The organism is Ancylobacter moscoviensis, from assembly GCF_007559435.1.
In the GTDB taxonomy this organism is placed as follows: Bacteria; Pseudomonadota; Alphaproteobacteria; order Rhizobiales; family Xanthobacteraceae; genus Ancylobacter; species Ancylobacter moscoviensis.
Window position 1 is genome coordinate 323,448 of the sequence record NZ_VMBP01000005.1, and the last position, 19,442, is coordinate 342,889.

Annotated in this window: 17 protein-coding genes and 1 riboswitch; of the genes, 11 read left to right on the top strand and 6 right to left on the bottom strand. The window is 71.4% G+C overall.

Features of this window, described 5'->3' with window-relative positions; genetic code table 11:
- The first annotated feature begins 161 nt into the window (after nt 1-161).
- The 3 genes from FO470_RS16180 (at nt 162) to FO470_RS16190 (ending at nt 3,669) form a co-directional block, all read left to right on the top strand.
- Nucleotides 162-1,481: a glycoside hydrolase family 5 protein gene (locus tag FO470_RS16180; protein ID WP_144343999.1), complete on the top strand. Its 1,320-nt coding sequence runs from the start codon at nt 162-164 to the stop codon at nt 1,479-1,481.
- Entirely contained in the window at nt 1,478-2,992 is a 1,515-nt protein-coding gene (locus FO470_RS16185) for a malonate--CoA ligase (RefSeq protein ID WP_144344000.1), read from the top strand. Before FO470_RS16180 ends, FO470_RS16185 begins: the two co-directional genes overlap by 4 nt.
- Nucleotides 2,993-3,105: 113 nt before the next feature.
- Nucleotides 3,106-3,669 carry a methylated-DNA--[protein]-cysteine S-methyltransferase gene (locus tag FO470_RS16190; RefSeq protein ID WP_144344001.1) on the top strand — a complete coding sequence of 188 codons (564 nt, stop codon included), beginning with the start codon at nt 3,106-3,108 and terminating at the stop codon, nt 3,667-3,669.
- Nucleotides 3,670-3,703: 34 nt separating this feature from the next.
- Here the strand turns inward: FO470_RS16190 and FO470_RS16195 are convergent, their stop codons facing one another.
- The gene (locus tag FO470_RS16195) at nt 3,704-3,979 is read right to left on the bottom strand and encodes a metal-sensitive transcriptional regulator (RefSeq protein ID WP_144344002.1); all 276 of its coding nucleotides are present in this window, start codon (nt 3,977-3,979) and stop codon (nt 3,704-3,706) included.
- 71 nt (nt 3,980-4,050) lie between these two features.
- Here FO470_RS16195 and FO470_RS16200 point away from each other — a divergent pair, with 71 nt between their 5' ends.
- Nucleotides 4,051-6,663 carry a heavy metal translocating P-type ATPase gene (locus FO470_RS16200; protein WP_418655058.1) on the top strand — a complete coding sequence of 871 codons (2,613 nt, stop codon included), beginning with the start codon at nt 4,051-4,053 and terminating at the stop codon, nt 6,661-6,663.
- A gap of 122 nt (nt 6,664-6,785) precedes the next feature.
- On the opposite strand, the gene FO470_RS16205 is transcribed toward FO470_RS16200, so the two are convergent.
- The 4 genes from FO470_RS16205 to nadA form a co-directional block, all read right to left on the bottom strand.
- A complete protein-coding gene (locus FO470_RS16205) occupies nt 6,786-8,081 on the bottom strand; it encodes a D-amino acid dehydrogenase (protein WP_144344004.1) in 1,296 nt (431 codons plus the stop codon).
- A 200-nt stretch (nt 8,082-8,281) separates the two neighbouring features.
- Nucleotides 8,282-8,383, bottom strand: a riboswitch (glycine riboswitch).
- A gap of 162 nt (nt 8,384-8,545) precedes the next feature.
- A complete protein-coding gene (gene nadC / locus FO470_RS16210; RefSeq protein WP_144344005.1) occupies nt 8,546-9,409 on the bottom strand; it encodes a carboxylating nicotinate-nucleotide diphosphorylase in 864 nt (287 codons plus the stop codon).
- 151 nt (nt 9,410-9,560) lie between these two features.
- Complete coding sequence (locus FO470_RS16215) at nt 9,561-11,093, bottom strand: L-aspartate oxidase (RefSeq protein WP_144344006.1); 1,533 nt, start codon at nt 11,091-11,093, stop codon at nt 9,561-9,563.
- A 24-nt stretch (nt 11,094-11,117) separates the two neighbouring features.
- On the bottom strand, nt 11,118-12,188 hold the full coding sequence (gene nadA / locus FO470_RS16220; protein WP_144344007.1) for a quinolinate synthase NadA: 1,071 nt from the start codon (nt 12,186-12,188) through the stop codon (nt 11,118-11,120).
- 192 nt (nt 12,189-12,380) lie between these two features.
- Here nadA and FO470_RS16225 point away from each other — a divergent pair, with 192 nt between their 5' ends.
- Nucleotides 12,381-12,809, top strand: coding sequence for a GNAT family acetyltransferase (locus FO470_RS16225; protein WP_144344008.1), 429 nt, complete (start codon nt 12,381-12,383; stop codon nt 12,807-12,809).
- Here the strand turns inward: FO470_RS16225 and FO470_RS16230 are convergent, their stop codons facing one another.
- Nucleotides 12,810-13,808, bottom strand: a complete 999-nt coding sequence (locus FO470_RS16230) for an NUDIX hydrolase (protein WP_144344009.1) — start codon at nt 13,806-13,808, stop codon at nt 12,810-12,812.
- A 147-nt stretch (nt 13,809-13,955) separates the two neighbouring features.
- Between FO470_RS16230 and FO470_RS16235 the strand changes: the two genes are divergently transcribed.
- From FO470_RS16235 to FO470_RS16260, 6 genes are all read left to right on the top strand, one after another.
- Nucleotides 13,956-14,792: an aldo/keto reductase gene (locus tag FO470_RS16235; RefSeq protein ID WP_144344010.1), complete on the top strand. Its 837-nt coding sequence runs from the start codon at nt 13,956-13,958 to the stop codon at nt 14,790-14,792.
- A gap of 138 nt (nt 14,793-14,930) precedes the next feature.
- Nucleotides 14,931-15,626 carry an energy-coupling factor ABC transporter ATP-binding protein gene (locus FO470_RS16240; RefSeq protein ID WP_144344011.1) on the top strand — a complete coding sequence of 232 codons (696 nt, stop codon included), beginning with the start codon at nt 14,931-14,933 and terminating at the stop codon, nt 15,624-15,626.
- Nucleotides 15,623-16,234, top strand: coding sequence for an energy-coupling factor transporter transmembrane component T family protein (locus tag FO470_RS16245; protein ID WP_144344012.1), 612 nt, complete (start codon nt 15,623-15,625; stop codon nt 16,232-16,234). Before FO470_RS16240 ends, FO470_RS16245 begins: the two co-directional genes overlap by 4 nt.
- Nucleotides 16,235-16,244: 10 nt before the next feature.
- On the top strand, nt 16,245-16,802 hold the full coding sequence (locus FO470_RS16250; RefSeq protein WP_144344013.1) for a biotin transporter BioY: 558 nt from the start codon (nt 16,245-16,247) through the stop codon (nt 16,800-16,802).
- A 4-nt stretch (nt 16,803-16,806) separates the two neighbouring features.
- A complete protein-coding gene (locus FO470_RS16255; protein ID WP_144344014.1) occupies nt 16,807-18,228 on the top strand; it encodes an AMP-binding protein in 1,422 nt (473 codons plus the stop codon).
- On the top strand, nt 18,225-19,346 hold the full coding sequence (locus tag FO470_RS16260; protein ID WP_144344015.1) for a thiolase family protein: 1,122 nt from the start codon (nt 18,225-18,227) through the stop codon (nt 19,344-19,346). The genes FO470_RS16255 and FO470_RS16260 overlap by 4 nt, the downstream gene beginning before the upstream one ends.
- Nucleotides 19,347-19,442 lie beyond the last annotated feature (96 nt).

Sequence of the window (19,442 nt, forward strand, 5' to 3'; positions counted from 1 at the left end):
CTTACCCCGCGCCGCCCGCGCTGTCACCGTGGCCAAAGGACGTCGCGCGCCCTCTGCCGCGTCCGGCCGGCGGCGAGGAGGCGGCGGATCGCGCGAAGCTGGCACCATGCGCGAAGCGGCGCCATTGCCGCCGCGCCCCGGCTTTACTAGGTTGCCCGCCCATGATCCGTCGCGTCCTTCCCCTCGCTCTGGCCCTGTTCGCCGCCGCCGCTCCCGCGCTTGCCCAGACAAGCCCGGCGCCCGGCTTCGTGCGCGCGGAGGGCACCCGCTTCGTCAATCCGGACGGCACCACCTTCCCGATCAAGGGCATGAGCTTCGGCAACTGGCTGCTGCCGGAAGGCTACATGTTCAAATTCAAGGTCCAGCGCTCCCCGCGCGAGATCGAGGACGTGATCGAATATCTCGCCGGCCCGGAGGAGGCGGAGCGGTTCTGGCGCGACTTCCGCGACGTCTATATCCGCGAGGAAGACCTCGCCTTCCTCAAGGCCGCCGGCTTCACCACGGTGCGCGTGCCGCTGCACTGGAAGTTCTTCCTCGACCCGCAGGATCCCTCCCGCGTCGACCCGGACGGCGAGGGCTGGGCGCTGATCGACCGGGTGATCGGCTGGGCGAAGGCGCACGGCATCAAGGTCATCCTCGACATCCACGCCGCTCCCGGCGGGCAGACCGGCGTGAACCACGACGACGGCGTGGGCTATCCGCTCACCTTCTACGTGCCGGAGTTCCGCCGCCGCACCATCGCCATGTGGCAGGCCATCGCCGCTCGTTACAGGGACGAGACCACGGTCCTCGCCTATGACCTGCTCAACGAGCCGGTCTCGCCCTACAGCGACACCGATTATCTCAACCCGCGCCTTGAGCCGCTCTATCAGGAGATCGCCGCCGCCATCCGCGCGGTCGATCCCAACCACCCGCTCATCCTGGCGGCGGCGCAGTGGAGCACGAATTTCGGCGTGTTCGGCCCGCCCTTCGCGGAAAACCTCGGCTACACCTATCACAAGTTCTGGGCCAGCCCGGAACGGCGCGAGGTGCAGGATTACGTGAACTTCGCCAATCGCTGGGGCGCGCCGCTCTTCCTCGGCGAGACCGGCGAGCTCACCGACGACTGGAACGAGAAGTACCGCACGATGAACGAGCGCTTCGGCATCGGCTGGAGCTTCTGGACCTACAAGAACCTCGATTCCCGCTCCACCGTCTCCTCCATTACCAAGCCGGCCGGCTGGGACGAGATCGCCCGTTTCGGCAGCGTGCCGCGCAGCGCATGGGAAACGATGGTGAAGCCGCCGCGCGATCAGGTGGTGGCGACGCTGCGTGCCTATGTCGAGAATGCGCGCTTCGCCAACACCACGGTCAATCGCGGCTATGTCGCCTCGCTGGGCCTGAAGGTTCCCGAGGCCGCGCTGACCGGCGCCCCCTGCGGGCGACTCGCTTCGCTGGAGCCCGTCTCCGGCCCGTCCCAACCGGAAAACGCCTGTCCATGACCAACCATCTGTTCGACACCCTCCGGGCCCGCCAGCCGGAGCGGCAGCGCGTGTTCATCGAGACGCCGGAGGGGACGGTCTACACCTATGCCGATCTCGACCGTCGCTCGGCGCAGTACGCCAACGCGCTGGTGGCGCTGGGGCTGAAGCCCGGCGACCGGGTGGCGCTGCAGGTGGAGAAGAGCATCGAGGCGATCTTCGCCTATCTCGGCACGGTGCGCGCCGGTGGCGTGTTCCTGCCGCTCAACACCGCCTATACCGGCCCGGAGATCGAATATTTCCTCGGCGACGCCGAGGCCCGCATCTTCGTCTGCGATCCCGCCCGGCAGTCCCCGCTCGTCCCCGTCGCCGCCGGGCAGGGCGTCGCCCATGTGCTCACCCTCGACGCGCACGGCCGGGGCAGCCTGAGCGATGCGGCGGATGCCGCCTCCACCTCCTTCGCGGATGTGGCGCGCGCGCCCGACGACCTCGCCGCGCTGCTCTACACCTCCGGCACCACCGGGCGCTCCAAGGGCGCCATGCTGACGCACGAGAACCTCGTCTCCAACGCGCTGGCGCTGGTCGACACCTGGCGCTTCACGCCGGCCGACGTGCTGATCCACGCCCTGCCGATCTTCCACACCCACGGCCTGTTCGTCGCCTGCAACGTCACGCTGGCGGCTGGGTCTTCGATGATCTTCCTGCCGAAGTTCGATCCGGAGCTCATCCTCGCGCTGATGGACCGGGCGAGCGTGCTGATGGGCGTGCCGACCTTCTACACGCGCCTGCTCAAGGCGCCGAACCTGTCGCCGGAGGCGGCGGCGGGGATGCGCCTGTTCATCTCCGGCTCGGCGCCGCTGCTGGCCGACACGCACCGCGAATGGCAGGCACGGACCGGCCACGCCATCCTCGAGCGCTACGGCATGACCGAGACCGGCATGAACACCTCGAACCCCTATGAGGGCGAGCGCATCGCCGGCACGGTCGGCTTCCCCCTGCCGGGGGTCAGCGTGCGCGTGGTCTCGCCGGAGACCGGGCGGGAGATCAGCGCCGGCGAGATCGGCATGATCGAGGTGAGCGGTCCCAACGTCTTCAAGGGCTACTGGCGCATGCCGGAGAAGACCGCGGCCGAGTTCCACGACGGCTGGTTCGTCACCGGCGATCTCGGCCTGATCGACGCCAAGGGCTATGTGCAGATCGTCGGGCGCGGCAAGGACCTCGTGATCACCGGCGGCTACAACGTCTACCCCAAGGAGATCGAGAGCGAGATCGACGCGCTTCCCGGCGTGGTCGAGAGCGCGGTGATCGGCCTGCCGCACGCCGATTTCGGCGAGGGGGTGACGGCGGTGGTGGTGGCGCGCCCCGAGGCGACGCTGGACGAGAAGGCGGTGATCGAGGCGCTGGAAGGCCGCCTCGCCCGCTACAAGCTGCCCAAGCGCGTCATCTTCGTCGACGACCTCCCCCGCAACACCATGGGCAAGGTGCAGAAGAACCTGCTGCGCGACCAGTACAAGGCGCTCTACGCGGGGTGAGCCACCTCGATCCCTCCCTCTCCCCGTGGGGAGAGGGAAAACAGCCGCACAGCGAGGCGGAAACGGGTTGCCTCGCCGGCGAACCGGCCTAGCTTTCACCCGGGAGGAAAGCCATGGACCCGCTGGCACCGCATTATCGGGTGTTCGAGACCGCGCGCGGCTTCTGCGGCCTTGCCTGGAGCGAGGCCGGCATCACCCGTCTCCAGCTGCCCGCGCCGAGCGCCGCCGCTGCCGAGCGCCATCTGCTGCGCCGCGTGCCGGAGGCACGGCCCGGCGAGCCGCCGCCCGAGATCGCCGGGACGATCGCCGCCATTCGGCGCTACTTCACGGGCGAGGCGGTCGATTTCGCGCCGGTGCGCCTCGATCTTGGCGAGCAGGACGTCTTCTTCACGCGGATCTATGCCGCGCTCCGCCGCGTCGGCTGGGGCGAGACCACCACCTATGGCGCCCTCGCCAGGCAGCTCGGCGCCGGGCCGGAGGCGGCGCGCGATGTCGGGCAGGCGATGGCGCGCAACCCGGTGCCGCTGATCATCCCCTGCCACCGCGTGCTGGCCGCCGGCGGCAAGCTCGGCGGCTTCTCCGCGCCGGGCGGCGCGGACACCAAGGCGCACATGCTGGAGCTCGAAGGCGTACGTCTCGGGCCGCCGGAGCCGGCGCAGCAATCGCTGGGGTTCTGACGGCGCGCCGTGTCCCGGGCCTCGTCCCGGGCCTCTAGGCCTTCAGCTTGCCGAGCACCTCGATCAGCTCGGAAACCTTGGCCCGCTGCGCGTCGGCGTCGCCGGAGGTGATCGCGTGCTCGACGCAATGGGCGACGTGATCGCGCAGCACCTCCTCCTCCACCTTCTTCAGCGCCGCCCGCACCGCCGCCACCTGGGTGACGATATCGATGCAGTAGCGGTTATCCTCGACCATGCGGGAGAGGCCGCGCACCTGGCCCTCGATGCGGCTCAGGCGTTTGAGACAGGCGTTTCGTGTGTCGTTCTGCATGCTTGCCATATACCCCTATTGGGTATATATCGCAAGTCATAGATACCTCATGGGGGTATAAGGAGGGTGCCATGGCTCACAGCGACCACGATCACGGGGCTCACGATCACGGGGCTCACGATCACGCGGCCCATGATCATGCGGCCGACGGGGACGGCAAGGCCGGGTCATGCTGCGGCGGGCACGCGGCCAGATCTGCGCAAGCACCCGCGCAGGAGCCTGCGCAGGCATCCGCACCGGGGAAGGAGCAGGCTCCGTCCTCCTGCTGCTGCGGCCATCACGATCATGACGACCCCCATGGCGATGCCCATTCGCACGATCACGGACATCAGCACGGCCATTCCCACGCCATGCCGTCCGGCGCCGCGCCCGGCGCCGCCTCCCACGCTGCCTCCCACATGGCGAAGGACCCGGTCTGCGGCATGGATGTCGATCCGCACACCGTGACGCTGAAGGCCGAGCACAAGGGCATCACCTATTATTTCTGCTCGCCGGGCTGCCGCACCAAGTTCATCGCCAACCCGGAGAAGTATCTCGGCGACAAGGCCCCGGCCGAGCCGGTCCCGGAGGGCACCGAGTACACCTGCCCCATGCACCCGGAGATCCGCCAGATCGGTCCCGGCACCTGCCCGATCTGCGGCATGGCGCTGGAGCCGGTGCTGGTGAGCCTCGACGACGGCCCGAACCACGAGCTGATCGACATGACCCGGCGCTTCTGGATCGGCCTCGCGCTGACCGTACCGGTCTTCGCGCTGGAGATGGGCGCCCATCTCGTCCCGGCGCTGCATCACCTCGTGCCGCCGGGCGTGTCGAACTGGATCCAGCTCGTGCTCGCCACCCCCGTGGTGCTGTGGGCCGGCTGGCCGTTCTTCGTGCGCGGCTGGCAGTCGCTGGTCACGCGCAACCTCAACATGTTCACGCTGATCGCCATCGGCACCGGCGTCGCCTATCTCTACAGCCTCGTCGCGGTGCTGGCGCCGGGCGTCTTCCCGCCCGCCTTCCGCGCGGCGGACGGCTCGGTGGCGGTCTATTTCGAGGCCGCGGCGGTCATCACCGTGCTGGTGCTGCTCGGCCAGGTGCTGGAGCTGCGGGCCCGCGAGCGTACCTCCGGCGCCATCAAGGCGCTGCTCGACCTCGCGCCGAAGACCGCGCTGCGCATCAATGCCGACGAGAGCGAGGAGGAGGTCCCGCTCGATCAGGTCGCGGTCGGGGATCGCCTGCGCGTGCGCCCCGGCGAGAAGGTGCCGGTGGACGGCAAGGTGGTCGAGGGCCGCTCGGCGCTCGATGAATCGCTCGTCACCGGCGAATCCATGCCCGTCACCAAGGCGGAGGGCGACCATGTGATCGGCGGTACGCTCAACCGCTCCGGCGGTCTGGTGATCGAGGCGGAGAAGGTCGGTCGCGACACCATGCTCTCGCGCATCGTGCAGATGGTGTCGGAGGCGCAGCGCTCGCGCGCGCCGATCCAGCGCCTCGCCGATCAGGTCGCCGGCTGGTTCGTGCCGCTGGTGGTCGCCTGCGCCGTGCTCGCCTTCATCGCCTGGGCGATCTTCGGGCCGGAGCCGCGCCTGTCGCACGCGCTCATCGCCGCCGTGGCGGTGCTGATCATCGCCTGCCCCTGCGCGCTCGGCCTCGCCACGCCCATGTCGATCATGGTCGGCGTCGGGCGCGGCGCGCAGATGGGCGTGCTGATCAAGAACGCCGAGGCGCTGGAGCGCATGGAGAAGGTCGACACGCTGGTCGTCGACAAGACCGGCACGCTCACCGAGGGCGCCCCCTCCGTCACCGCCATCGTGCCGGGGGAGGGCTTCGCGGAGGCGGAGGTGCTGGGTCTCGCCGCCGCCGTCGAGCGCCCCTCCGAGCATCCGCTGGCCCGCGCCGTCGTCACCGCCGCGCAGGATCGCGGCATCGACATCCCCAAGGTGCGCGGCTTCGACAGCCCGGTCGGCAAGGGCGCCTACGGCCTCGTCGAGGGCAAGCGCGTGGTGCTCGGCAGCGCCGCCTTCCTGTCGGAGCTGGGCATCGACACCTCGGCGCTGGCGGCGTCCGCCGACGAACTGCGCAAGGAAGGCGCCAGCGCCATCCTCGTCGGCGTCAACGGCAAGGCGGCGGCGGTGATCGCCATCGCCGATCCGATCAAGGCGTCGACCCCGCAGGCGCTGGCCGATCTCGCCGCCGAGGGCATCCGGGTCGTCATGCTCACCGGCGACAACCGCACCACGGCGGAGGCGGTGGCGCGCCGGCTCGGCATCGCCGAGGTGGAGGCCGAGGTGGCGCCCGAGGACAAGGCGGCGGTGGTCGAGAAGCTCAAGCGCGAGGGCCGGGTCGTCGCCATGGCCGGCGACGGCGTCAACGACGCGCCCGCGCTCGCCAGCGCCGATGTCGGCATCGCCATGGGCTCGGGCACTGACGTCGCCATCGAGAGTGCCGGGCTCACCTTGCTGCGCGGCGATCTCGGCGGCATCGTCAAGGCCCGCCGGCTCTCGCAGGCGGCGATGCGCAACATCCGGCAGAACCTGTTCTTCGCCTTCATCTACAACGGCGCCGGCGTGCCCATCGCGGCGGGCGTGCTGTACCCGGTCTTCGGGCTGCTGCTCTCCCCCATGGTCGCCGCGCTCGCCATGGCGCTGTCCTCCGTCAGCGTCATTGGCAACGCCCTGCGCCTGCGCACGACGCGGCTGTAGGGCGGGGGGGCGGACATGAAAACGCCCCCGGAGGGTTCCGGGGGCGAGATCGGCAGAGGATCACCCGTTGGAGGCGCCGCCCGACCCTGAACAGGGGCCGGGCGAATTCACTTGCGGAAGGCTCACTCCGCCGCGATGCGCAGCGCCGGGGCGGGGCGTTCGACCGGCATGGAGGCCGCCACCTTCTCGGCGATGATCTGCGCGGTGGCGCAGGAGAGCGTCCAGCCCAGATGGCCGTGGCCGGTGTTGTAGAACACGCCCGGCCGGGCGCCGGCGGCGACGCGGGGCATCATGTCGGGCATCATCGGCCGCAGGCCCGCCCACGGCACGGCGCGCTCGGTGGAGACGCCGGGGAACAGCTTGCGCACCCAGTCGGTCAGCGGGCGGATGCGGTCGGCGCGGATGTCGCGGTTCTCGCCGTTGAACTCGGCCGTGCCGGCGACGCGGAAGCGGTCCTTGCCAAGGCGCGAGGTGACGATCTTGGTCTTGTCGTCGAGCAGGCTGACCCACGGCGCCGCGTTCTGGCTCTGCTCGTCGTCGAGCATCACCGTGATCGAATAGCCCTTGACGGGATAGATGTTCACCCGGTCGCCGAGCTCCGCCGCGAGGGCGCGAGAGCCGATGCCGGCGCACACCACCACCGCGTCGAAGGCCAGCGTCTCGCGGCGCGGCGCGGCGTCCTCGGCGTCGGGGGCGAGCGTGAAGGCCACCTCGACGCCCGTGCCGTCCTTGCCCGTGCCGGTATGCGCCACGCGCTCGACGCTCGCCTCGTTGATGAAGCGCACGCCCTTCCGGCGGCACACTTCGGCGAGGCCGAAGGTGAACTTGTGGATGTCGCCGGTGGAATCGGAGGGGGTGAAGAAGCCGCCATAATAGCTGCCGTGCAGCGTCGGCTCGACGGCGCGGATCTCGGAGGGGGTGAGCGTGCGGCGCTCGAGGCCGCCCTGCGCGTAGAGCGCCGAGACCGACTGCGCGTGCTCGAAGCTCGCCTTGTCGCGGTAGATGTGCAGGATGCCGCGCGTCTCGTGGTTGAAGTCGATGCCTTCGCGCGCGGCGACCTCGAACATGTAGTTGCGCGCCTGGATGGCGAGGCGCGTGGTCTCGACCGTGTTCGCCTTGTAGTTCGGGATGTTGGCGAGGAACTCGGCCATCCAGGAATATTTGTGCCAGGAGGGCATGGGGTTCATCAGCAGCGGGGCGTCCGGCGTGAACATCCACTTGATGCCCTTCAGCACGGTCGCCCAGGAGTTCCACACTTCGGCATTGGAGGCCGAGAGCTGGCCGCCATTGGCGAAGGAGGTTTCCATCGCGGCATAGCGCTGGCGGTCGATGACGGTGACGTCGTAGCCCTTCTCGTTGAGGGCATAGGCGGTGGTTACGCCGGTGATTCCGGCACCGATAATGGCAATGCTGCGCATGGGGCTCTCCCGCGCTTGAGGACGACGAGGCTCGAACGGCGGCGTTTCCGCTTGGCGTTCCAGCCGGCTGTCCCCATCTGTCGCGGTTACCTGAGAGCTCGCCCCGAGACGGAACGGCGACGGCCGTCGCCTTCCCGGGCTTCCCCTTCGGTGGACGTCTTGCGCCTACGGACCGGCACCGACGCCTCTCTCCAGATCGTCCTGACTATGCGGTCCCTGGTGCCTGAGAGTTTCCTGGGGGGTTGCTCCGTCGGCGCCGACACGTGTCCGGGAGGACTGTCGGTCTCTCCCGCATAATCATTAGCAGACGCCTATATGCATCGCACAAAAGCATGCCTCATTCAAGGGCAGAACGGCGGCGGCGGGTCGTTGAACGGTGGATTCCGCCAAAGGGTCTTGCGCCGTGTCCCGGATCGACGCTGCAGTTCGTCCGGTACCCGGCGCGAGACTCCCCGGCCGATCCCTCACACGCCCGCCGCGTCGAGCCCGAGGTCGAGAATCGGCGCGGAATGGGTGATCCAGCCGACGGAGATCAGGTCCACCCCGCTCGCCGCGATCGGGCCGACGGTCTCGCGCGAGACGCGGCCGGAGGCCTCGGTCAGCGCCCGCCCGCCGACCATGGCGACGGCGTCCTTCAGCGTCGGCGGGTCCATGTTGTCGAGCAGCACCGCGTCGACCCCTTCCGCCAGCGCCGCGTCGAGCTGGGCGAGCGTGTCGACCTCCACCTCGATCTTCACCATGTGCCCCGCATGCGCCTTGGCGGCGTGGATGGCCGGCACCACCCCGCCGGCGACGGCGATGTGGTTGTCCTTGATCAGCACCGCGTCGTCGAGGCCGAAGCGGTGGTTGGAGCCGCCGCCCGCCTTCACCGCGTGCTTCTCCAGCGCCCGCAGCCCCGGCGTGGTCTTGCGGGTGCAGACGATCTGCGCCTTGCCGTGCCGGCGGGCGATCTCGACCAGGCCGGCGGTCGCGGTGGCGATGCCCGACATGCGGCAGGCGATGTTCAGCGCCACCCGCTCGGCAGTGAGGATGGCACGCGCCGGGCCGTCCAGCCGCAGCACCACGTCGCCGGGCGCCACCCGCGCTCCGTCGCCGCGCTCCACCGTCACCTTCAGCGAGGGATCGACGAGTTCGAAGGCGATCACCGCCGCGTCGATGCCGGCGATCACGCCCGGCTGGCGCGAGGCGATCACCGCCTCGAAGCGGGCCCCGGCGGGGATGACGGCGTCGGTCGTCACGTCGCCGGCGCGGCCGAGGTCTTCCAGCAGCGCGGCGCGCACGACGGGTTCGATCAACAGGCGGGGCAGGGGGGAGAGGAAGGATGACATCGCTGGGCTCACTGCTGTCTTTCAATCCCTCGCGGCCGGGTCCGACCCGGCCATCCGTTCGTCTGGATCTCCGGGGCGGGTTCCCGGGACGAGGGCAAGTTCCAAAGGTCGGTCATGGCTGGGCCGGGCCCGGGCATGACGTCGTTCGGTTTCACGCCACCCGGCGCACGTCGCCGGCCTCGGGGCGGTCGAGCGTGGTTTCGGAATGGCGCGTCACTGCCGCCGGCGTGGGGTGGTCGGCGCGGAAATGCCCGCCCCGGCTCTCGATCCGCCGCAGCGCCGCCTCCGCCACCATGAGCGCGACCAGCGAGAGGTCGTCGCCGTTCGCATCGGCCAGGGCGCCGAGCCGGGCCGCCGCCGCCTCCAGCCCCGGCGCGTCCCGTACCACCCCGACCTTGAGGTCCATCAGCGTGCGGATCTCCGGGCGGGCCGGCGAGAGCGGGCGGATGGCGCCCCCTGGGCGGGGCGCCGGGGAGGCCGCGTCCTGTCCGGCAATGTCCTCGGCGATCCACGCGGCATAGGCGAGTGCCTCCAGCAGCGAGTTGCTGGCGAGCCGGTTGGCGCCGTGCAGCCCGGTGGAGGCCACCTCGCCGCAGGCCCACAGGCCCGGCACGCTGGCGCGTCCGGCGTCGTCCACCCGGATGCCGCCCATGTGGTAATGCGCCGCCGGCCGCACCGGGATCGGCGCGCGCGCCGGGTCGAGCCCGTTGGCGCGGCACAGCGCGACGACGCCGGGGAAGCGGCGCTCGACATCCTTCAGCCGCGCGTCGAGCATCACCGTCCGTCCCGCCGCCAGCTCGGCGAAGATGGCGCGGGCCACCACGTCGCGCGGCGCCAGCTCCTGGCCGGGCACCTCGGCCATGAAGCGCTCGCCGTGCTCGTTGACCAGCGTCGCGCCCTCGCCGCGCAGCGCCTCGGTGGCCAGCGGCATCGGCGCCGGACCGCCCGCGAGCGGGGCGCGTTGATCGCCGCTCACCGCCATGGCGGTCGGGTGGAACTGTACGAACTCCATGTCGCGCAGCGTCGCGCCGGCCCGTGCGGCGAGCGCGAGGCCCGAGCCGACCGCCCCGAGCGGGTTGGTGGTGGAGGCGTAGAGCCCGCCGAGCCCGCCGGTGGCCAGCACCACCGCGCGGGCGGGCAACGCCGCCACCCGGCCCTCGCGGTCGCGCGCGGCGACGCCGGCGACGCGGCCGTTCTCGTCGGTCAGCAGCTCGGTCGCCCGCCAGCCCTCCATCACTTGGATGGAGGGGCAGTCCCGCGCCGCCCGCGCCAGCGTCTCAAGCACCACGCGGCCGGTGCCGTCGCCCTCGGCATGGACGATGCGCCGGCGCGAATGCGCGGCTTCCAGCCCCAGCGCGAGGCTGCCATTGGCGTTGCGGTCGAAGGGCGTGCCGAGCGAGACCAGCCAGTCGATGGCGGTCGGCGCGGCGCCCGCCACGCGGCGCGCCACATGCGGCTCGGAGAGGCCCGCGCCGGCGGTCAGCGTGTCGATGGCGTGGAGATCCGGCCGGTCGTCCGGGCCGATGGCGGCGGCGATGCCGCCCTGCGCCCAGCCGGTGGCGGCCTCCGCGCCGAGCGGCGAGGCGACGATCAGCGTCACCGGCGCCGGCGCGAGGCGCAGCGCGGTGGCGAGGCCGGCGACCCCGCCGCCGACCACGACGATGTTCTGCGGCGAATGGCTCAACGCGAAGATCCTCGGTAAGCGTCCTCAGCGGATGGCGAGCATGCGCTCGACGGCGAGGCGGGCGCGGTCGGCGATCGCCGGGTCGATCTCGACCGGCGTCGTCATTGTCTCCAGCGCCCGGCGGATGTTCGGCAGGGTGATCCGGCGCATGTGCGGGCACAGGTTGCACGGCCGCACGAACTCCACCTCCGGGTGGCTCACCGCCACGTTGTCGGCCATGGAGCATTCGGTGATCAGCACCACGCGCGCCGGCTTGTGGTCGCCGACATAGTCGGCCATGGCGGCAGTGGAGCCGGCGAAGTCGGCCTCCGCCACCACTTCCGGCGGGCATTCGGGATGCGCCAGCACCACCACGCCGGGATGGTTCTCGCGCAGGTCGCGTATGTCGCTCGGGGTGAAGCGCTCATGCACCTCGCAATGGCCCTTCCAGGCGATCAGCTCGATCTCCGGCACTTCCTTCTGCACGTTCTGGGCGAGGTATTCGTCCGGCAGCATGAGGATGCGGTTGACGCCCCATTCCTTCGCCACCGCGCGCACCACCTTCACGGCGTTGCCGGAGGTGCAGCAATAGTCGCTCTCCGCCTTCACCTCGGCGGAGGTGTTTACATAGGTGACGACCGGCACGCCGGGGTAATGCTGGCGCAGCAGGCGGATGTCGGCGGCGGTGATGGACTCGGCCAGCGAGCAGCCCGCGCCCATGTCCGGCATCAGCACGGTCTTGGAAGGGTTCAGCAGCTTGGCGGTCTCGGCCATGAAGTGCACGCCGGCCATGACGATGATGTCGGCGTCGACCGTCACCGCCTCGCGGGCCAGCGCGAGGCTGTCGCCGACGATGTCGGCCACCGTGTTGAAGATTTCCGGCGCCTGGTAGTTGTGGCCGAGCACCACGGCGTTCTTCTCGCGCTTCAGCCGTTCGATGGCCTCGACGTCGCGCACGATCAACGGCCACTCGGCCGGCGTCACATGCTTGGAGACGCGGGCATAGAGATGCGCCAGCGGCACCGCCGGGGTGGCGGCGGGAACGCTGTCGGGCGTGAAGGCGGGCGCGAAGCCCTCGGCGGTTTCCGTGCGGGCGGCGACGTTGACATCCAGCATCGCGTCCTCCCCTTATGCTCGTTTTGAGTATATCTAGGGCCAAAGAAGACCGGGCCCAAAGCCCGGCGATTGAGCTTATGCTAGGACTGAGTATAAGTCGCTGTCAACAGTCCGTCACAAATCGGGTCATTGGCTTTTTTGCGTAGCGGGCCCGCCGGCCCGCGGGGGAATTTCGACGTTGGAGTTTCGAGCATGACGTTGACGATCGGGCCGGCCGCCGAGGCGGATGAGCGGGCGGTGGTCTATCTCTGGCGGGCCTGCGGGCTCACCGTGCCCTACAATGATCCGGCGACGGATTTCCGCTTCGCGCGCGGCGGCGCCAGCTCCGAAGTGCTGGTGGCGCGCCTCGAATGCGGCCGCGTCTGCGCCACCGCGATGGTCGGCCATGACGGGCACCGTGGCTGGCTCTACTACGTCGCGGTCGATCCCATGCTCCAGCGCCAGGGCGTCGGCGCGGAGATCGTCGGCGCGGCCGAGGCGTGGCTGAAGGCGCGCGGCGTGGTCAAGGCGCAGCTTCTGGTGCGCGAGACCAACACGGCCGTGGTCGCCTTCTACGAGAAGCTCGGCTTCGAGGTCGCCCCGCGCGTGGTCATGGCGAAATGGATCGACGGGCGGGATTAGTCACCGCCGCCCGAAGCCGCCCGGCAGGCGCACGCCGGGGGCGGGGCGCTCCAGCAGCACCTCGCGGCGGAAGCGCACCAGCCGCGCCGGCCGCCCGCCGGTCTCGGCCGTGGTCTCGCCGGTCTCCTCGACGAGGCGCTGCTGCTCGATCAGCCGGCGGAAATTCTGCTTGTGCAGCCGGATGCCCGACAGCGCCTCCACCGCGCGCTGGAGCTGGCCGAGGGTGAAGCTCGGCGGCATCAGCTCGAACACCACCGGGCGGTATTTGATCTTGCCGCGCAGCCGCGCGATGGCGAGCGCCAGCATGCGGCGGTGGTCCTCGCGCATCTCCGAGCCGGAAGGGCCAGGGGCGGCGCGTTCCGAGCCGCGCTCGCGCAGCGCCTCGCCGACCAGCCCCGCCTCGTAGAGCAGCTCGTAGCGCTCCAGCACGCGCTCCTCGTTCCAGCCCGCCTCGCTGCCGCCGGCCGTGCCGCCGAAGCACAGCGCGACACGCTCGGCGCGCATCTCGCCCATGCGCGAGCTCGCCGCCCCGGCCGCCCAGGCGCGCAGCCCGTGGTCGAGGCTGTCGAGCACGGCCGGGCGCCCGTCGCGCCAGTCCTCCCAGGGGAAGTAGCGGTACCAGCTCTGCCACGCCGCGTCGGTGTCGCCGGCCGGGCGCGCCTCGCGCACCAAAGCGAGATAGGCGAGGGAGAGGGAGCGCGCGCCGTCCTCGCCGCGGTCGCGGTCGCCGAAGGTGTAGAGCTGCTCGACATGGCCGAGCTCCTGCAGCGTCTGCCGCTCCACCCAGGTGCGCAGGCCCACCTCCAGCGTGCGGTGGCCGCGCTCCAGCGGGCCGGAGGGCAGCGAGTCGCGCCCGTCCTCGTGCCGGAGGGTCAGCACCTTCGGATCGTCGCCGGTCACCGCGACGATCACCGCCGACAGGCCGATGGCCAGTCCCGGCTCGGGCGCGTCCGGCCGGTCGGCCTCGGGGGTCGGATGGGTGAGCGGCGTCGCGGGCATTCGGGCTCGGGCGGCAGTCTCTGGATCGCAGGTCGTCGGGGGCGGGGCGCATAGCGCCGTGACGAAGGATAGCATGCCTGCGCACGGACTGCTTGCGCCGGGCACGCGGGAATGGCAATCCGCCTGAGGATGAAATGGAGGCGCGCGATGAGCGGCAAGGTGGTTCTTCCCGGCGGTGAAAAGGTTCCGGCCCTCGGCATCGGCACCTGGATGATGGGCGAGCGCGCCGCGGCGCGGAAGGAGGAGGCGGAATCGGTGCGGCTCGGCATCGAGCTCGGCCTTACCCTCGTCGACACCGCGGAGATGTATGGCGACGGCGCCTGCGAGACCTTCCTCGGCGAGGCGCTCGCCGGCCTGCGCGAGAAGGTGTTCCTCGTCTCCAAGGTCTATCCGCAGAACGCCAGCCGCGCCGGGGTCGTCGCCGCCTGCGAGCGCAGCCTCAAGCGGCTGAAGACCGACCGGCTCGACCTCTACCTGCTCCACTGGCGCGGCGGCGTCCCGCTGGAGGAGACCATCATCGGCTTCGAGCACCTGAAGACCCAGGGCAAGATCCGCCACTGGGGCGTGTCGAACCTCGACACCGACGACATGAACGAGCTGTACGAGACCCCCGGCGGCGAGGGCTGCGCGGTCAATCAGGTGCTCTACAACCTGACCCGGCGCGGCCCGGAATACGATCTCCTGCCCTGGCTGGAGGAGCACGAGATGCCGCTGATGGCCTACAGCCCGATCGAGCAGGGCCGCATCAGGACCTCCGGCGTGCTCGCCGAGATCGCCGCCAAGCACAAGGCCAAGCCCTTCCAGGTCGCGCTCGCCTGGGTGCTGCGCAACCCGAACAACATCGTCATCCCCAAGGCCTCGCGCCCCGAGCACATGCGCGAGAATGCCGGCGCGCGCGACATCAGGCTCGACGGCGAAGACCTCGCCGCCCTTGATGCCGCCTTCCCGCCGCCGACCCGCAAGCGCGCGCTGGAAATGCTGTGAGCAACTCTCGCATCGGCGCTCCCGACGAGAACGCCGTCATCCCCGGGCTTGACCCGGGGATCCACGCCTTCCTCGGCTGCCGACGGACGTGGATGGCCGGATCGAGTCCGGCCATGACGTTGTGACAGGGGTGGCCGCATGAGCGACGCCTCCCTCCTCCTCGACAACGTCACCCTCGCGCGCGGCGGGCGCACCGTGCTCGACGGCGTGTCGCTGGAGCTGCCCGAGCGGCGCGTCGGCCTCATCGGCAACAACGGCTCCGGCAAGAGCTCGCTGGTGCGCCTGCTCAACGGCCTGCTCACCGCCGATGCCGGCCGCGTCGTCGTCCACGGCCTCGACGCGAAGGAGCAGGCAGCCGAGCTGCCGCGCAAGGTCGGCTTCATCTTCCAGAACCCCGACCACCAGATCATCTTCCCCACCGTCGCCGAGGAGATCGCCTTCAGCCTGGAGCAGGCCGGCCTGCCGCGCCGCGAAGCCGCCAGGGAGGCCGTTCCCGCGCTTGCCCGCTTCGGCCGCGAGCATTGGGCGGAGCGGCCGGTGCACGCGCTCTCCGAGGGCGAGAAGCAGTTCCTGTGCATCATCGCCGTGCTGGTGATGGAGCCGGCGGTGATCGTGCTGGACGAGCCCTTCTCCAGCCTCGACCTGCCCACCCGCCGCCGGCTGGAGGCGCTCATCGCCGGCCTGCCGCAGCAGGTCGTCCTCGTCGCCCATGAACTCGACGCCTTCGCCGCCTATGAGCGGGTCGTCTGGCTGCACGAGGGCAGGGTGGCGATGGACGGGGCGCCCGCCGAGGTCGTCGCCGCCTACCGCGTCTTCGCGGAATCGCTCGGATGATCTCCCTCTACCTCCCCGGGCGCACCTGGCTGCACGCCATTCCCGCCGGCTGGAAGCTGATCGCGCTGGCGCTGGTCAGCCTCACCGTCGCGCCCTTCGACAGCCTCCCGCTGATGGCGGGTCTGGTCCTCGCCACGCTCGCCCTCTACGCCTCGCTGGGCCGCGCCGCGCTGGCGCAGGTGGCGCTGCTGCGGCCCATGTGGCCGCTCTTCCTCATCCTGCTCGCCCTGCACGCGTGGAACGGCGACGTCCTCCTCGGCCTCGTCGTGTGCCTGCGCATCCTCGCCATGGTGCTGCTGGCCAATGCCGTGACCATGACCACCCGCATGGACGCGATGATGGATGCGGTGGAGCCGCTGCTGCGCCCGCTCGCCCTGTTCGGCGTCGCGCCGCGCGCGGTGGCGCTGGCGGTGGCGCTGATGATCCGGCTCATACCGCTGCTCTTCGCGCTGTGGGAGTCGCTGAACGAATCCTACCGCGCTCGCACCGGAAGGCGCGGCGGCTGGCGCCTGCTCGCGCCTTTCTGTATCCAGACGCTGAGATTGTCCCATCACACCGCCGAGGCGCTGGCGGCGCGGGGCGGGGTGCCGCGCGGAAGCCGCCGATGAAGGATGTCCGATGAAGGATCGCAGCCTCGTCCAGATCGCCCTCTACGCCGCCATCTTCGCCGTGCTCGGCCTGCTGCCGCGCTTCGACCTGCCGCTGGCCGGCGGCGTGCCGATCACCGCGCAGAGCATGGGCGCGATGCTCGCCGGGGTGATGCTCGGCGCGTGGCGCGGCGCGCTCTCCATCGTGCTGCTGCTGTTCGTCGTCGCCCTCGGCGCGCCGCTGCTGGCGGGCGGGCGCGGCGGCCTCGGCGTGTTCTTCAGCCCCTCGGTCGGCTTCATCTTCGGCTGGATCGCCGCCGCCTTCGTCGCCGGGCTGATCATGCAGGCGTTGCGCCGGGCGCCGGTCTTCCCGGCGGCGCTGGTCGCCTCGGTCGTCGGCGGCATCCTCGTGCTCTATGCCTTCGGCATCGTCGGCATGTCGGCGATGGGCAGCCTGTCGCTCCTCGACGCCGCCAAGGCCTGCCTCGTCTTCATCCCCGGCGACACGATCAAGGCGGTGCTGGTCGCGCTGGTGGCGCAGACCGTGGCGCGCGGCATGCCGGAGGCGCTGCTCTCGCGCAATGCGTGAGGCCATGAGCCGGAGCGTCCCGCGCACCATCGGCGCCGGCCTTCCCGCCCTTGCGGCGGCGAACCCGGCCCGGCCGGCGCTGGTCTGCGACGCGCAGGTGCACAGCCGCGCCGATCTCGCCGCCCGCGTCGGCGGGCTGGCGGCGTGGCTGGCCGCGCGTACCGCGCCCGGCGCGCATGTCGCGCTCGCCATGGGCAATGCCCCCTCGCTCGTCGAGCTCTTCCTCGCCTGCGCGGCGAGCGGCCGGCAGGCCCTCGTCTACGATCCCGCCTGGCCCGCGCCCTATCGCGCCGCCATCGACGCCGCGCTCATGCCGGCGCTGACGCTCGACGCCGCGCCCGACGTGCCGCCCGCGCCGTTTCCCCCCGCGCCGGATCCGCTGGCCCCCTTCTATGTCGGCTTCACCTCGGGCTCGACCGGTGTGCCCAAGGGCTACCGCCGCAACCACCGTTCCTGGATCGACAGCTTCGCGGTCAGCGCGGCCGAGTTCTGCCTCGGCGAACAGGACATCGTGATGGCGCCCGGCGGCCTCGCCGCCTCGCTGCACCTCTATGGCGTCGTCCACGCGCTGCATGTCGGCGCCACGGCGGTGATGATGCACCAGTTCCATCCCCGCCGGGCGCTGCGCCTGCTCGCCCGCCACGGCGTCACCGCGCTCTACGCCACGCCCACCCAGCTCCAGATGCTGGTCGAGGCGGCGCAGGGCGAGGCGTTCCCCTCGGTGCGCGTCATCATGATCAGCGGCGCCAAATGGCGGCCGGAGACCCGCGCGGCGGTGGAGAGGCTGTTCCCGCGCGCCGGCATCGCCGAGTTCTACGGCGCCTCGGAGCTGAGCTTCGTCACCGTCAGCCGCCCGGGCGAGGCGGTGCCGGCCGGCTCGGTCGGGCGCGCGGCGCACGGCGTCCGCCTGCGCATCCGAGACATTGACGGCCGTGACCTGCCCGTGGGCGAGGCCGGCGCCATCTGGGTCGGCAGCTCCATGCTGTTCGACGGCTACGCCTGCGGCAGCGCGCCGGAGACGCGCCGGGAGGGCGGCTTCCTCACCATCGGCGACCATGGGCGGCTCGACGGCGAGGGTTTCCTCTACCTGCATGGGCGCGAGAAGCGCATGCTCGTCACCTCCGGGCTCAACGTCTATCCCGAGGAGGTGGAGGCGGTGCTGACCGGTCTCGACGGCATCGAGGAAGCGGCGGTGTTCGGCCTGCCGGACCCGCTGCGCGGCGTGGTACTCGTCGCCGTGCTGCGCGGGCGCTTCGAGGACGCGGCCCTGCGCGCCGCCTGCCGCGCGCGGCTGCCCGCCGCCAAGCTGCCGCGCCGTTTCCTGGCGCTGGACGAATGGCCCCGCACCTCCGGCGGCAAGGCGGATCTGCGGGCACTGGAGGCCATCGCCCGCGACCGGCTGGCGGAGGGGAGGCCGAAGCGGTGAGCCGCGCCTTCCTCCTCGCCGCCCGCCGCACGGCGGTCGCTCCGCGCGGTGGCGCCTTCCGCGAGGTGGAGGCGCACGATCTCGCCGCGCCGGTGCTGCACGCCTGTCTCGCCGATGCCGGCCTCGCCCCGGTAGCCGTCGATCACGTCATCCTCGGCAACGCGCTGTCCGGCGGCGGCAATGTCGCCCGCCTCGCGGCGCTGGCGGCTGGCCTGCCCGACAGCGTGCCGGCGCTCACCCTCGACACGCAGTGCTGCTCGGGCCTCGACGCGATCATGCTGGCCGCGCGTCTGGTGGAATCGGGCGCGGCGCGGGCGGTGCTGGCCGGCGGCGTGGAAAGCTGGAGCCGCGCCCCCCTGCGCGCCCGCCGCCCGAAGGCGCCCGGCGAGGAGCCGGTCTTCTACGAGCGCCCGCCCTTCGCGCCCTGGCCGCAGCGCGACCCGGATCTCGTCACGGCCATGGCGGCGCTGGCCCGCGCCCAAGGCATCGCGCGGGAGGCGCAGGGGGCCTTCGCCGTCGCCAGCCACGCGGCGGCGCTGGCGGCCCGCGCGATATTGGAACCGGAGATCGTCCCCGTCGCCGGGCTCGGCCGCGACGCCTTCACCCGTGCCCTCGAGGCCCGGCTCTGCGCCCGCGCGCCGGTGCTGGCCGGGGAGGGGGAGTTCGCCGTCGACGCGACCGGCGTCGCGGTCGAGGCCGACGCGGCGGCGGCCGTGCTCGTCGTCGCGCCGGAAGGACTGCCCGAGGCGCGCCGCCCCGGCATCGCCTTTCTCGACGCCGCCTCCGCCGGTGCCGCGCCGGAAGAGCCGGCGATGGCGCTGGTGCCGGCCGCCCGGCGCCTTATGGAGCACCATAAGCGCGCTCCCGCCTGCGTCGAGCTGATGGAATCCTTCGCCGCGCAGGCGCTCGCCAACATCGCCGCGCTGGGCCTCGATCCGGCCCGCGTCAACCGCGGCGGCGGGGCGCTGGCGCGCGGCCATCCCATCGGCGCCTCCGGCGCCATTCTGGCCGTCCGCCTGTTCCACGAGCTCGGGCGGGAGACCCCCGGCGCGCTCGGCCTCGCCGCTATCGCGGCGGCCGGCGGGCTCGGCAGCGCGCTCATGTTGCAGCGCGTCTAAGCAGCCGTTTGCCGCGACCCCTTCCAATGTGCAGGATGGTCCGCGAATCGTCCGCAGAAGACGATGCGAACGGGTTCCGGGGGACAGGGCCAGCCA

What these genes read in the sequence shown, in the direction of transcription:
- FO470_RS16180 (WP_144343999.1), top strand. Translation starts at nt 162, where the DNA reads ATGATCCGTCGCGTCCTTCCCCTCGCTCTGGCCCTGTTCGCCGCCGCC.
- FO470_RS16185 (WP_144344000.1), top strand. Translation starts at nt 1,478, where the DNA reads ATGACCAACCATCTGTTCGACACCCTCCGGGCCCGCCAGCCGGAGCGG.
- FO470_RS16190 (WP_144344001.1), top strand. Translation starts at nt 3,106, where the DNA reads ATGGACCCGCTGGCACCGCATTATCGGGTGTTCGAGACCGCGCGCGGC.
- FO470_RS16195 (WP_144344002.1), bottom strand. Translation starts at nt 3,979, where the DNA reads ATGCAGAACGACACACGAAACGCCTGTCTCAAACGCCTGAGCCGCATC.
- FO470_RS16200 (WP_418655058.1), top strand. Translation starts at nt 4,051, where the DNA reads ATGGCTCACAGCGACCACGATCACGGGGCTCACGATCACGGGGCTCAC.
- FO470_RS16205 (WP_144344004.1), bottom strand. Translation starts at nt 8,081, where the DNA reads ATGCGCAGCATTGCCATTATCGGTGCCGGAATCACCGGCGTAACCACC.
- nadC (WP_144344005.1), bottom strand. Translation starts at nt 9,409, where the DNA reads ATGTCATCCTTCCTCTCCCCCCTGCCCCGCCTGTTGATCGAACCCGTC.
- nadA (WP_144344007.1), bottom strand. Translation starts at nt 12,188, where the DNA reads ATGCTGGATGTCAACGTCGCCGCCCGCACGGAAACCGCCGAGGGCTTC.
- FO470_RS16225 (WP_144344008.1), top strand. Translation starts at nt 12,381, where the DNA reads ATGACGTTGACGATCGGGCCGGCCGCCGAGGCGGATGAGCGGGCGGTG.
- FO470_RS16230 (WP_144344009.1), bottom strand. Translation starts at nt 13,808, where the DNA reads ATGCCCGCGACGCCGCTCACCCATCCGACCCCCGAGGCCGACCGGCCG.
- FO470_RS16235 (WP_144344010.1), top strand. Translation starts at nt 13,956, where the DNA reads ATGAGCGGCAAGGTGGTTCTTCCCGGCGGTGAAAAGGTTCCGGCCCTC.
- FO470_RS16240 (WP_144344011.1), top strand. Translation starts at nt 14,931, where the DNA reads ATGAGCGACGCCTCCCTCCTCCTCGACAACGTCACCCTCGCGCGCGGC.
- FO470_RS16245 (WP_144344012.1), top strand. Translation starts at nt 15,623, where the DNA reads ATGATCTCCCTCTACCTCCCCGGGCGCACCTGGCTGCACGCCATTCCC.
- FO470_RS16250 (WP_144344013.1), top strand. Translation starts at nt 16,245, where the DNA reads ATGAAGGATCGCAGCCTCGTCCAGATCGCCCTCTACGCCGCCATCTTC.
- FO470_RS16255 (WP_144344014.1), top strand. Translation starts at nt 16,807, where the DNA reads ATGAGCCGGAGCGTCCCGCGCACCATCGGCGCCGGCCTTCCCGCCCTT.